This is a genomic window from Embleya sp. NPDC055664 (genome assembly GCF_053618075.1).
In genome coordinates this window covers 49,781-62,503 of record NZ_JBSHGZ010000005.1, presented here as the reverse complement: position 1 = coordinate 62,503, position 12,723 = coordinate 49,781, and the positions used below count along the sequence as shown (strand labels likewise).

General features: G+C 70.1%; 10 protein-coding genes. 2 read left to right on the top strand and 8 right to left on the bottom strand.

Annotation, left to right across the window (positions count from 1 at the left end; genetic code table 11):
- Positions 1-17: 17 nt before the first annotated feature.
- Positions 18-2,735: an ATP-binding protein gene (locus ACWGR4_RS10500; RefSeq protein ID WP_395798467.1), complete on the bottom strand. Its 2,718-nt coding sequence runs from the start codon at positions 2,733-2,735 to the stop codon at positions 18-20.
- A 921-nt stretch (positions 2,736-3,656) separates the two neighbouring features.
- Here ACWGR4_RS10500 and ACWGR4_RS10495 point away from each other — a divergent pair.
- Positions 3,657-4,136 (top strand): cell wall hydrolase, encoded by a 480-nt coding sequence (locus ACWGR4_RS10495; protein ID WP_452131546.1) that lies wholly within the window; start codon positions 3,657-3,659, stop codon positions 4,134-4,136.
- 58 nt (positions 4,137-4,194) lie between these two features.
- Entirely contained in the window at positions 4,195-6,054 is a 1,860-nt protein-coding gene (locus tag ACWGR4_RS10490; protein ID WP_395798471.1) for a S9 family peptidase, read from the top strand.
- A 133-nt stretch (positions 6,055-6,187) separates the two neighbouring features.
- On the opposite strand, the gene ACWGR4_RS10485 is transcribed toward ACWGR4_RS10490, so the two are convergent.
- From ACWGR4_RS10485 to recR, 7 genes are all read right to left on the bottom strand, one after another.
- Positions 6,188-6,979 (bottom strand): SURF1 family protein, encoded by a 792-nt coding sequence (locus tag ACWGR4_RS10485; RefSeq protein WP_395798473.1) that lies wholly within the window; start codon positions 6,977-6,979, stop codon positions 6,188-6,190.
- A gap of 43 nt (positions 6,980-7,022) precedes the next feature.
- Positions 7,023-8,012, bottom strand: a complete 990-nt coding sequence (locus ACWGR4_RS10480) for a hypothetical protein (RefSeq protein ID WP_452131547.1) — start codon at positions 8,010-8,012, stop codon at positions 7,023-7,025.
- Positions 8,009-8,596 carry a SigE family RNA polymerase sigma factor gene (locus ACWGR4_RS10475; protein WP_379998804.1) on the bottom strand — a complete coding sequence of 196 codons (588 nt, stop codon included), beginning with the start codon at positions 8,594-8,596 and terminating at the stop codon, positions 8,009-8,011. Before ACWGR4_RS10475 ends, ACWGR4_RS10480 begins: the two co-directional genes overlap by 4 nt.
- A 323-nt stretch (positions 8,597-8,919) precedes the next feature.
- The gene (locus ACWGR4_RS10470) at positions 8,920-9,987 is read right to left on the bottom strand and encodes an aspartate-semialdehyde dehydrogenase (protein ID WP_126639166.1); all 1,068 of its coding nucleotides are present in this window, start codon (positions 9,985-9,987) and stop codon (positions 8,920-8,922) included.
- On the bottom strand, positions 9,984-11,252 hold the full coding sequence (locus ACWGR4_RS10465; protein ID WP_126639165.1) for an aspartate kinase: 1,269 nt from the start codon (positions 11,250-11,252) through the stop codon (positions 9,984-9,986). Before ACWGR4_RS10465 ends, ACWGR4_RS10470 begins: the two co-directional genes overlap by 4 nt.
- Before the next feature lie 227 nt (positions 11,253-11,479).
- Positions 11,480-12,100 (bottom strand): DUF5063 domain-containing protein, encoded by a 621-nt coding sequence (locus ACWGR4_RS10460; RefSeq protein WP_379998802.1) that lies wholly within the window; start codon positions 12,098-12,100, stop codon positions 11,480-11,482.
- Entirely contained in the window at positions 12,093-12,692 is a 600-nt protein-coding gene (gene recR, locus ACWGR4_RS10455; RefSeq protein ID WP_379998800.1) for a recombination mediator RecR, read from the bottom strand. Before recR ends, ACWGR4_RS10460 begins: the two co-directional genes overlap by 8 nt.
- Positions 12,693-12,723 lie beyond the last annotated feature (31 nt).

Genomic DNA, 12,723 nt, shown 5'->3' with positions numbered 1-12,723 from the left:
ACACCACTGGATCGTCGTCACGGCACGTATCTCAACCGCTCGACGGCCGCGTCGAGGTCGCTCTCACCCATGTCTCCCAGCAAGGCTCGAGCTCGCTTGATCACCTCCTCGGCTTCCCGGGGCCGGGCGGCGCCGCGAAGCGCGTCCCCGAGCCAGACCAGCGCCTTGGCCTCCCGGCTTCCGTAGGTCAGCGACCGGTACAGGTCCCGGGCACGCTCGAAGTCAGCGATGGCGGCCTCGTGCTCTCCCAGTACCACTCGGATCCGGCCCAGGCTGAACAGCGCATGCGCCCTACCGTTCAGATCGTCCGTGGTGTCCAGCAGGGTCAGCGACTGCAGGCAATACTCAAGGCCCTCGTCGTACTCGGCCAGGTCGTAGCGAGCACTTCCGATCCCGTTCAACGCGGCTCCTCGACCGAGCAGGTCGTCGAGTTGCTCGAAGGCGGACAGGGCGGCGGTGAAGTGCTCCAGCGCTTCGCCCGGTGCGCCGCTCTCGCGCAGCAGGACACCAAGGATGTGACGGCCCAAGGCGCTACCCGGGATGTCACCGTTGTCCTCGCTCACCCGTACCGCGCATCGCAGTTCTCGCGTCGCCTGCGCAAGATCACCAAGGCCCCGGTGGGTACCGGCGAGCATCCGGTGGACCATCGCCACGTCTGGCGGGCCGCCCTCCCGCCTGGCTGCTGCGAGTGCGCTGGTCAGGTACTTGAGCGCGTCCAAGTTGCGGCCGGAGCGCCACTGAAAGGTCACTAAAGTCATTGGCAGTAACCACGTGTAGCGGTCGAGTCCGCGCTCCTCGGCCAACCTGACCGCGGCCGCCAGGGTGGAGTACTCGGCCTCGAACCAGGACATTGCATCCGCCGCATGGGACGGAGCAACGACGTCCATGCCCAGCGGTTCGCCGATCGGTAGCCGGCGGCCCGGATCCAGCTTGCGGTCGCAGGCCCAGGCGTTGTGCAGCAGGAAAAACAGCATCCGCTCCACGAGCCGGGCCCGCTCGGTTTCGTCCTGCCGGTCCGCCAGTTCGCCGGCGTAGACGCGGACCAAGTCGTGCAGGGAGTAGCGTTCGAAAATCGGCTCGGTCACCAGGCTCATCCGCATCAGGTCGTCGATCGCGTCGTTGACTCCGACGGCGTTGTCCGGTTCAAGCGCCCGCAGCGCCGCCCAGCTGACCGTCGGCCCCGGGTGAACTGCCAGTTGCCAGAGGAGCCCTGCTGCCGGCGCCGGCAGCAGCTTGTGGGACGTCTCCAACGACAGGCGGACACTCAGGTTTTCCGAGCCCAGATCGAGGGAACGCAGCCTGGTGCTCTCCTGCCGCAGTTCACGGACCATACCCGCGAGTGCCTGGGGCGGGCGCTGCGCAATCCGCGCAGCCATGATTCCCAGGGCCAGGGGCATGCCGGCGCAGTGCTCGACCAGGTCACCGATGAACGGGACGGCTGTGCGCATCCGGTCCTCCCCCAGCCGTGTCCGCAGCAGCTCGGTGGCGTCCTGCCGACCCAGCGGAGCAAGGTCCACGAGCTCGGCTCCCTCCCTGATCGCCAGCCCGTGCAACTGGCGGCGACTGGTGACGATCGCCGCGCTGGCTCCTGGTCCGGGGAGCAGCAGGCGGACATGCTCCTCGTCGCGCGCGTTGTCCAGGATCAGCAGTACCGTGCGGTCCGCGAGTGCGGTCCGGTAGGCGGAGACCATGCCGTCCAGCGTCGGAGTCGCGGGGCGCACTCCGAGATCGTTCAGGAATCTGGCCAGGACAGGACCATGTTGCTCCGGCTCCCCTGGCGAAAATCCGCCGAGGTCGGCGTAGAGGATCCCGCCCGGGAAGCTCGGTTCGACCCGGACCGCTGCCCGCACGGCGAGGAAAGACTTCCCGACACCCGGCATACCAGTGAGCGCGGCAACCCGACTCCGGCCGGCTGTTCGCCCCAAGAGAGTTTCCGTGAGGAGGTCGAGCTGCGATTGACGGCCCACGAGGTCGACGGGCTGGGAGGGAAGCTGCCGGGGCCTCAAACGGGCCGGCGCGAGTGGGGCGCCGGGCATTGCTCCGCTTCCTTTTCCCTCCGCCTCACCGACGAGCAGCAGATGGACGGTGGGCCGGCCGAACCGGCGCTCCCAGCGAGCGAGCAGCGGCTCGACCTGGTCCTGCCTGCCGAGGGCGCGCAAGGCACGTACGTTGAGCTCGAGCAGGGTCTCGCTCTCCGGCCAGCGGGCCAGCGCCGACCCGGCCCGATCGAGCGCGGCACGGGCCTCCCCACACTCCAGCTCTGCGAAGACGCAAGCGGCCGTGACCTCCAACAGTTCGGCAGTTAGTTCGGCCCGCTTCTGTTCGAAGCCTTCGCCGGGCAAGTCCTCCAGGGGCGTTCCCCGCCACTCGCCGAGCGCGGACCGAAGTGCCTTGAGCCGAGCCGACGCGCTGTCCACGGCATCCGCAGCGCGCCGTAATTCCTGGAAACGGACGTAGTCGATGCTCTGCGAATCGGCAGGGATTTGGCAAAAACCTCGCTCGTTCTGCCGGTCGATACCTGGCACAGATTGCCGCAATTGATGAAAGCACTGGCGAATTCGATTGGCGTTCGAATCCTCACCGGGCCACAGGTAGCGCGTGACACTGGCATGAGAGGCACGGTGACCGGGCGACAGCAGCAGAACGGCGAGGAGTTCGAGAGCTTTCGCTGACTTCATCCTGACCGGCAGCCCCGCCCGCAGGGCAACCACCGGCCCCAATACTCGAAATTCCATGATCGTTAACCTCCAATTCCCGCGACAGTGCGCCGCTAGCGGCTGCATCGGCCGGCACTGGAAAGCATGCCACGGAACGTCGAGCGCCCATTAACGTTCGACTAACGCTTGCAGCTTGGCAATTCCTCGGCCGATCTGCCACGCTGCGATCACCTCACTCCGAGCGCTCCGGCAGATCACCGGGATCCCCTGGCACGTGCGCCTGAATACGGCGACCTGCGAGCCCCGAACGCGCCCAACAATGGCGAATCCGGACGTTGAGCAATAGAACACCCAAACAGGGAGAATCAATGAAACCCAGGCAGCAGAAGCCCGTCCAGCACAGCATCAGCCGCCCCACACAGAGCCGGCGGGCCAAGGCAACGGTGCCGCCCCGGCGCCCCCAGCGGCCCCGCCCCACCTCCCGGCCGGCCCCGCAGTCGGCCTATCTCCTACGCGGTCGGCTTCGGAAGCCGGTCTGTCCGACAGCGCAACGGGCCTACGAGGCCGAGATGTTTGACGAACTTGAGTAAAGCCCAGGCGCTGCGGCAACCAGCCTGAACCGCACCCGCTGCAAAAGCGGGGTGGGGAGGACAGAAGGCGCCCAAGAGGAAGCGGGTCGGGGAACCCCCGGCCCGCTTGCGGCGTTTCCGGAGCCGGCGGACCGGACAAGGGGGTGGCGGGGTGGCGTAGCACGCGGACCGGCACCCAGAGGAGCGACGGCGGGCGGAGGAACCGATGAGACCGCACCGGCGTGAGTGCCGTCACGGGCGTCTGGGGCACACGCGACCACCGTCAGGGGCCGTATCGGAGAGATTCGATACGGCCCCTGATGCGTCTTGCTTGCACCCGCTGCGGTGATGGGACTTCGCGGGTGGTGGGGCTCGTCCCGGGGGGCGAATGGGGTGGACGTCGTGGGGTGGGTGGGGTTGGATCTTGGGTGTGTCCGATGCTGCTGCTCTCGACGGTTGTTCGTCGGTGGGTGATCTGCCGGTTCGGTTTCGGGATGTTGCCTACGTGTATGCCCGTCATCCCGAGGCGGTTGCGGCGGGGGATTTGGGCGGTGGGGCCAACTGTCAGTTGTATGCGTATGCGTTTCTTGGTCATTACGGGCTTTACGTGCCGCCGTTGCGGTCTTCGGAGTTGTGGGCCGAGGAGGAGGTGACTCGGCGGGTCGTCGAGTTCGCGCCCCTGGATCTGTTGTTGTTCGATGGTGGGCCGCGACCGGATCGGGCGCCGGGTTATGGCGCGCATGTCGGGGTGTTTCTGGGGCACGGGCGGGTGTTGCATTTGTGTCGAGAGGTGGGACGGCCCGCGATCTGGGGGTTTGCCGACTTCGCGGCGCGGCCTGCGTATGCGCGGCTGCTCGGGGCGAAGCGGTGTCGCGCGGGGCGGGGCGGCTCGGGCCACTCCGGAGGGTGACGGGGCGCTTCGTACGGTGACGGAACACAACCGGGGCCGGTCGTAGTTGAATTGCGATATGCCCGCTCCCGAGAACACCGCCGCCGATACCGTCGAGACCACACCGTCGATCGCCGAGCCCGCGCCGACCATCCCCGCCTGGGAACGTCGCTACCGGGCGGCTCGGATCAGCCTGCCGCGCTGGGCCGACCACGCGCCCGCGAAGTCCGTCTTCGTCTCCAACGCCTCCGGCACGTTCGAGGTGTACGCGTGGGATCGCGTCACCGGCGAGCAGCGCCGGGTGACCGACCGGCCCAACGGCACCGCGTCGGCCCGGATCAGCCCCGACGGGCGCTGGATCTGGTGGTTCGCGGACACCGACGGCGACGAGTTCGGGATCTGGATGCGCCAGCCGTTCGACGGCGGTGCGGACGAGCCGGCCGTGCCCGGACTGGCGCCGTCCTACCCGGGCGGGCTCGGCCTCGCCATGGACGGCACCGTGGTGGTCGGCCGGATGAGCGACGACGAGGGCTCCTCGATCCACGTCGTACGCCCCGGCGCCGAGCCGGTGACCGTGTACCGGCACGCCGAGTCGGCCTGGTTGTCGGGGCTGTCCGAGGATGGCACGCACCTGGTCATCGCCCACAACGAGCACGGCGACGCGATGCGCTCGTCGCTGCGCGTACTGCGCCTGGACGGCACGCCGGTGGCCGACCTGCACGACGGTCCCGAAGGGGGCCGACCGGACTCCGACCTGTCCTCGATGGGCTTCTCCCCCGTCGCCGGCGACCAGCGCCTGCTGGTCGTGCACCAGCGGCGCGGCCGGGACGAGGTGCTGCTGTGGGAGCCGCTGACCGGCACCGAGACCGAACTCGACCTCGGGCTGCCCGGCGACCTGTCCGCCGACTGGTATCCCGACGGCCGCGCGCTGCTGGTCGACCACGAGCAGCACGGGCGTTCCGAGTTGTACCGCTACGACCTCCAGAGCGGCGAACTCGCCCGGATCGACACCCCGCCCGGCACCATCGGCGGCTCCGGCGCGCGACCCGACGGCAGCGTCGAATACCACTGGTCCAGCGGCTCGACCCCCGCCGAACTGCGCTCGACCGCGGGCGGCGTGCTGCTCACCCCGCCCGGCGAACGCCCGCCCGGGTCGGTCCCGGTCACCGACGCGTGGGTCGAGGGCCCCGGCGGCCGGGTGCACGCGCTGGTGTCCAAGCCGGTGGGCGAGGGCCCGTTCCCGACCGTGTTCAACATCCACGGCGGGCCCACCGCGCACGACGGCGACCACTTCGCCGCCGACGTCGCGGCCTGGGTGGACCACGGCTTCGCGGTGGTCCGGGTCAACTACCGGGGCTCGACCGGCTACGGCAAGGAATGGACCGACGCGCTGCGGGTGCGGATCGGCCTGATCGAGTTGGAGGACATCGGCGCGGTCCGTGCGTGGGCGGTCGAGTCGGGCCTGGCCGACCCGGAGCGCATCGTGCTCTCCGGCGGCTCGTGGGGTGGCTACCTGACCCTGCTCGGCTTGGGCGTGCAGCCCGAGGCGTGGGCCCTGGGCCTGGCCGCGGTGCCGGTGGCGGACTACGTCACCGCCTACCACGACGAGATGGACGTGCTGAAGGCGATGGACCGTACGCTGCTCGGCGGCTCGCCCGAGGAGGTCCCGGAGCGCTGGGCCGCCTCCTCGCCGCTGACCTATGTCGAGCAGGTCCGGGTGCCGGTGTACATCAGCGCCGGCGAGAACGACCCGCGCTGCCCGATCAAGCAGATCGAGAACTACGTCGAGCGGCTGGCACAGCTGGGCAAGCCGCACGAGGTCTACCGCTACGACGCGGGCCACGGCTCGCTGGTCGTCGAGGAGCGAATCCGGCAGATGCGCCAGGAGTTCGCCTTCGTCGACGGGGTCATCGGCCTGCCGGTGCGCAACCCCGCGTAGGTCGCCGCGAGCGCGGGCCGATCACCTCGGCCCGCGCCGGCCGGTCGAGACCCGACCCGGCCGGTCGCTCAAGCCCCGGCCCGGCCGGCCGGTCGAGACCCGGCCCACCCGGGCGCTCGGGTCTCGACGGCGCTCACGCCTCGATGCCCAGCTCCGCGAGCAGCTTCGCCTCCTGCTCCTCCGCGCGCTCGTCCGCCTCCCGGCGCACCACGCGCCACCACACGAACACCGCGGCACCGGCGAACACGAACCACTGCGCGGTGTATCCGAGGTTCTGCCACGCCCGCCCCGAGATGCCGCCGCCCCCGGACGCCTTGGCCGGCGGCATCGGCACCAGCGCGGCCGAGTCGGCGGCCGGGGTCTGCGCGGTCAGCGCGACGAAGCCGTCGGTGAGCGGATAGGGCAGCACGTTGACCAGCTCGGGCGTGCTGATCATGGACACCTGGCCCGGCTTCAGGTCGGTGGCCCGATCCACGTCGGAGGTGTGCTCGGCCTCCGACCACTCCAGTCGACCGGTGACGGTGACCGTGCCTGCCGGCGGCGCGGGCACACTCGCGCCCTCGACCCAGCCCCGGTTGACCACCACCGCGGGCGCGCCGGCCACAAGCAGCGGGGTGACCACGTACGACCCGGTGCGCCCGTCGTGGCGCCGCCCCGGCACGACCAGTTGGTGCGCCGGGTCATAGCTCCCGGTCACCGTGACCGCGCGGCCGCGCGCACCGCCCTCGACCCTGGCGCCCGGCGGCAGCAGTTCGGCGAGCGGCACCGCGGGCGCCACCGACACCTTCTCGCCGCCGTCCCCGCTCCGCTTGTGTTCGCCGTAGCGGTGGAACTGCCACAATCCCAGCGCCGCGCACACCGGGACCGCGACGAGCACGATCACGTGGAAGACCAGCCAGCGCGGCTGGAGCAGGAACCGGTACACCCCCCAACGGTAACCGTCCGCCGACGGGGGCCGATCCCGGGTCTCACCCCACGCGCGCGTACTCCCCGGTCCGGTAGATGTCGGTGCGGTACACGGTGCCGCCACACGTCGGCGTGAGTGTCACCTTGGCCACGTTGAAGTCGTTGGCGGCGAGCGCGTACCCGAGCGCGGGCACCGGCGCCTTGGGCGCGTCGGCGGCACACGTGCCGTCCGCGCCCGGGGGTTGCGGCTTCCACGCGAACTGGAACTCGTACGCCTGCCCCGGTCGCAGCGTGATGCCCTGGGCGGACGAGGACGGCACCGGCAGCGCGGTCGCGGCGTCGGGGCTCGGCGCCTGGACCACCGTCACCTGCACTATCGGATTGCCGGGTGGGGAGACCACGACGACCACGCCGGGGCCGGTCACCACGCAGTCCTTGGCCGCGTTGCTGCGCACCTGGAGCACGCCGTACGCCAGCCCGTCGGCGCGGACCGGGCCAAGGCGCGCCTCCTCCCCGGTCATGTCGACGGTCCGACACGCGGGCGGCGGCTTGACCGGCGGCACCGACTCGCTCGGCGACGCGCTCGACGACGGTGGCGTGCTCTGCCCCGTGCCGGTGCCCGCGCTCTGCCCGCTGGTGGGCGCGATCGAGGAGCCGGACCCGCTGGTGGGACTGCTGCCCCGGGAGGCGGGATGGGTCTGCCCGGCGCCCGGCAGGCCCGCGCTGACCCCCTCGCTCGGCCCCGGCAGCGGCTCGGTCGCGTTGACCGACGACGAGGACGGGCGGACGCCGCCGACATTCGACCTGGAGTCGTCGCCGTCGGTCACCGCGGTGCGCAGGACGGGCGTGCCGACCAGGATCGCCGCGGCCAGCCCGGCGGCGCCGAGCGTGGCCATCCGACGCTGTCTGCGGCGGGCGGGCACGGCGGCGCGCAGCCGGTCGAGGGCGTCCGGCGCGGGCTGCACGTCGGACACGGCCTGGTGCAGCCGTCGGCGTACCTCTGCCGCGAGGTCGTCGGGGTCGGGACCGAGGGTCCCCGGGTCGTTCTTCACGGCGTCTCCATCCGGGCCCGGAGGGCTTCCAGTCCGCGTGAGGCGTACGCCTTCACCGAGCCGACCGACAGCCCGAGCAGATCGGCCACCTGAGCCTCTGTCAGATCAGCGTAATAGCGCAGCACGATCACTTCCCGCTGCCGCCGTTGCAATTCGCGCAACGCCCGTACCAGCACGTCGCGTTCCGCCACGTGGCGCGAACCGTCCTCGGTACTGGTCGAGTTCGGTTCCGGCTTGGAGAGTAGCCGCATTCCCATGATCCGCCGCCGCAGCGTCGACCGGGACAGGTTCACCACGGTCTGCCGCAGGTAGGCCAGCGTCTTGTCGGCCTCGCGCAACCGGTGCCGGGCGGTGTGCACCCGGACGAACGACTCCTGCACCACGTCCTCACACGAATCGGTGTCGTCGAGCAACAGGGAAGCCAAGCGCAACAACGAACCATAGTGCGCGCGGTAGGTCTCGGTGAGGACGTCGATGGAGACGCCCGCGTCAGAGGACACGGAAGCTCCCGAAACGCCCGGTTCCAGCGCGCCGACCACGGGCATGCGAACCGGGCGCAGCACCGGTTCCGCCCTCACGACCATTTCTGCCACGACTGTTGGACACCCGACCCCCCGGGAAGGTTGTATGCGCCTGCGATCCGGGGACGGTCGTCGGCTTCAGCCACACGTCCGCCCACCGTAGTGGGCCGGATGACATGCAGTCAGCTACTCGGGGCGAGGAAGGTCCGCGACGGGACGGTCCGTTGCGGAAAGGTTCGTGACGGAAACGTCCGCTACGGAGAGGTTCGTGGCGGAGAGGCTCGTGGCGCGGTTGCGGTGGCGGTCGCGACCCGCAGCCCGCACGCACGGCAGCCGGCGTCCCCGCCCGGGGAGCGCCGGCTGCCGCGTCGGTTCGCGGAGGGGCCCTAGTCGCGCTCGGTCAGCTCGGCGGCGACGACCTCTGCAATCTGGGCGGTGTTCAGCGCCGCGCCCTTGCGCAGGTTGTCCCCGCACATGAACATGTCCAGCGCGAACGGGTCGTCGATCGAACGACGCACCCGGCCGACCCAGGTCGGGTCGGTACCGACCACGTCGGCCGGCGTCGGGAACTCGCCGTTCTCCGGGTCGTCGCACAGCACGACGCCCGGGGCGCCGTCCAGGATCTCGTGCGCCCGGGCCACCGACACCTCGTTCTCGAACACGGCGTGCACCGCGAGGGAGTGCGTGGTGATCACCGGGACGCGCACGCAGGTCGTGTGCACCTTCAGGTCGGGCAGACCCAGGATCTTGCGGGACTCGTTGCGGACCTTCAGCTCCTCGGACGACCAGCCGTCGTCCTTGAGCGAGCCGGCCCACGGCACCACGTTGAGCGCGAGCGGCGCCGGGAACGGGCCGAAGTCGCCCACCGCACGGCGCACATCGCCGGGCTGGGTGCCCAGCGTACGGCTGTCCGCGACCTTGCCGATCTGCTCGCGCAGCGCGTCGACACCGGGCTGACCGGCGCCGGAGGCGGCCTGGTACGAGGCGACCACCAGCTCCTTGAGGCCCAGTTCGGCATGCAGCGCGCCGAGTGCGACGACCATGGTCAGCGTCGTGCAGTTCGGGTTGGAGATGATGCCGCGCGGCCGTACGCGCGCCGCGGCGGCGTTGACCTCGGGCACCACGAGCGGGACCTCGGGGTCCATCCGGAACGCGCCGGAGTTGTCCACCGCGACCGCGCCCTTGCTCGCGGCGATCGGCGCCCAGTGCGCGGAGACCTCGTCGGGCACGTCGAACATCGCGACGTCGACGCCGTCGAAGCACTCCTCGCTCAGCGCGATCACCTCGACCTCCTCGCCGCGCACGACGAGCTTCTTGCCCGCGCTGCGCGCCGACGCGATCAGGCGGATCTCGCCCCACACGTCCTGGCGGGTGGAGAGCAGTTCGAGCATCACCGTGCCGACCGCGCCGGTGGCGCCGACGACGGCCAGGGTGGGCTTGTCCTTGCGGGTCATCGGCCTGTACCTCCGTAGACGACGGCTTCGCCGGACTGGTCGTCCAGGCCGAACGCGGTGTGCACGGCCTGCACGGCGGCCGGAACGCCGTCGGCACGGCAGACCACCGAGATCCGGATCTCGGAGGTCGAGATCAGCTCGATGTTCACCCCCGCGCCGGTGAGCGATTCGAAGAACTTGGCGGTCACGCCCGGGTGCGAGCGCATGCCGGCGCCGACCAGCGAGATCTTGCCGATCTGGTCGTCGTAGCGCAGCGACTCGAAGCCGATCTCGGCCTGGGCCTTGGTCAGCGCGGTCATCGCGTTCTGGCCGTCCGACATCGGCAGCGTGAAGGAGATGTCGGTGCGGCCGGTGGAGGCCGCGGAGACGTTCTGCACGATCATGTCGATGTTGATCTCGTTGTCCGCCACCAGGCGGAAGATCTTGGCCGCCTCGCCCGGCTTGTCCGGGACCCCGACCACCGTGATCTTCGCTTCGCTGGTGTCGTGGGCGACCCCGGAGATGATCGCGTGCTCCATGTCGTCCCCTTCGGGTTCATCCGTCACCCAAGTGCCGACGAGTCCCGAGAAGGACGACCGCACGTGCACGGGCATGTCGTAGCGGCGGGCGTATTCCACACACCGCAGGTGCAGCACCTTGGATCCGCTCGCGGCCAGCTCCAGCATCTCCTGGTAGCTGATCCGGGAGATCTTCCGGGCCTTCTTCACCACGCGGGGGTCGGCAGTGAAGATGCCGTCCACGTCCGTGTAGATCTCGCAGACCTCGGCGTCGAGCGCGGCGGCCAGCGCGACGGCGGTGGTGTCCGAGCCGCCGCGGCCGAGCGTGGTGATGTCCTTGGTGTCCTGGGACACGCCCTGGAATCCGGCCACGATCGCGATCGCGCCCTCGTCGAGCGCGGAGCGGATCCGACCCGGCGTCACATCGATGATGCGCGCTTTGTTGTGGACCGCGTCGGTGATCACACCGGCTTGGCTGCCGGTGAACGACCGTGCGTCGACGCCCAGGTTTTTGATCGCCATCGCCAGCAGCGCCATCGACATCCGCTCACCCGCGGTGAGCAGCATGTCGAGCTCGCGCCCGGAAGGGATGGGGCTCACCTGCTGCGCCAGATCGATCAGCTCGTCCGTCGTGTCGCCCATCGCGGACACCACCACGACCACTTCGTGGCCCTGCTTCTTGGTGTCGACGATTCGCTTGGCCACGCGCTTGATGCCCTCGGCATCGGCGACGGAGGAGCCGCCGTACTTCTGCACGACAAGGCCCACGTGCGCTCCTCGCTTGATATCTGTGCGGTCGGCACAGTCTAACTAGGCCGCACAGTGGTCAAAGCTTTATTCACATTGTGAGACGTACGTATCACTAAGCGGGCAGTCGGAACCGAACGCCCATGTCGGGACGCCGGAAGCGGCGGCGGCCGCCGTACGCCGGGCCCGGGGTGGGACTCCCCCCGCGCGCGGGCGTGTGCGGCCGAGTGTTGCGGCTCTGCGCGTGTTCAGATGTGCGGGCCGCCGAGGACCACGGCCTCGTCGAGTTGTTCGGCGAGTTCGTCGACCAATTCGTCGGCCAGCGCCTCTCCGGCCGGGTCCAGACTCTCCATGATCGGATCGTCCAGCCGTGCGTGCGAGACCACCGACTGCAGCGCGCGCAGTACGGCGCTCGCGGTGGCACCCCAGTTGGACAGGTACGAGAACTGCCACCACCACAGCGCCTCGCGGTTGCGCCCGGCCCGGTGATGGGCGAGCCCGTGCGCGAGGTCGGCGACCACGTCGGCGACATCGTCGGACAGCCGCGCGGCGACCGGCTTGGACTTGGGCACGTACGGGTCGAAGACCTCGTAGTAGACGTCGATCGGCTCCAGCAGCCGGGACAGCGCCGAGCGCAGCGCGTCGACGTCGGGATCCGGGCCCGAGTCGGGTTCGAATCGGTCGTCGGGCACCACGTCGGCGATCGCGCCGAGCCGGCCGCCCGCGAGCATCAGCTGCGAGACCTCCAGGAGCAGCATCGACACCGCCTGCTCCGGCTCCTCGCCCTTGGCCACCTCTGCGACGGCCAGGACGAAGCTGTCGATCTGGTCGGCGATCTCACTGGTGAATTCGTTCAGGTCGTCAGACATCGAGCAGTCGTCTCCCCTCGAAGGCACGCCCGAGCGTGACCTCGTCGGCGTACTCCAGGTCGCCCCCCACCGGCAGCCCGCTGGCCAACCGGGTCACCCGCAGACCCATCGGCTTGCACAGGCGAGCCAGATACGTCGCGGTCGCCTCTCCTTCCAGGTTCGGGTCGGTGGCCAGGATCAACTCGGTCACCGTGCCGTCCGCGAGCCGGGTCATCAGCTCACGGATCCGCAGGTCGTCGGGGCCCACACCCTCGATCGGGCTGATCGCGCCGCCGAGCACGTGGTAGCGGCCCCGGAACTCGCGGGTCTTCTCGATCGCCACGACATCCTTGGACTCCTCGACCACGCAGATCACCGCAACGTCGCGTCGCGGATCGCGGCAGATTCGGCACTGCTCCGACTCCGCCACGTTGCCGCATGTGACGCAGAACCGCACCTTGTCCTTGACCTCGGTGAGCGCGTGCACGAGGCGCCGGACGTCGGCCGGGTCGGCCGCCAGGAGGTGGAAGGCGATGCGTTGCGCGCTCTTCGGCCCTACACCGGGCAGTCGGCCCAGCTCGTCGATGAGGTCCTGTACGACGCCTTCGTACACCTACCGTCTCCCTGCTTGCTCTGGTTGTGGG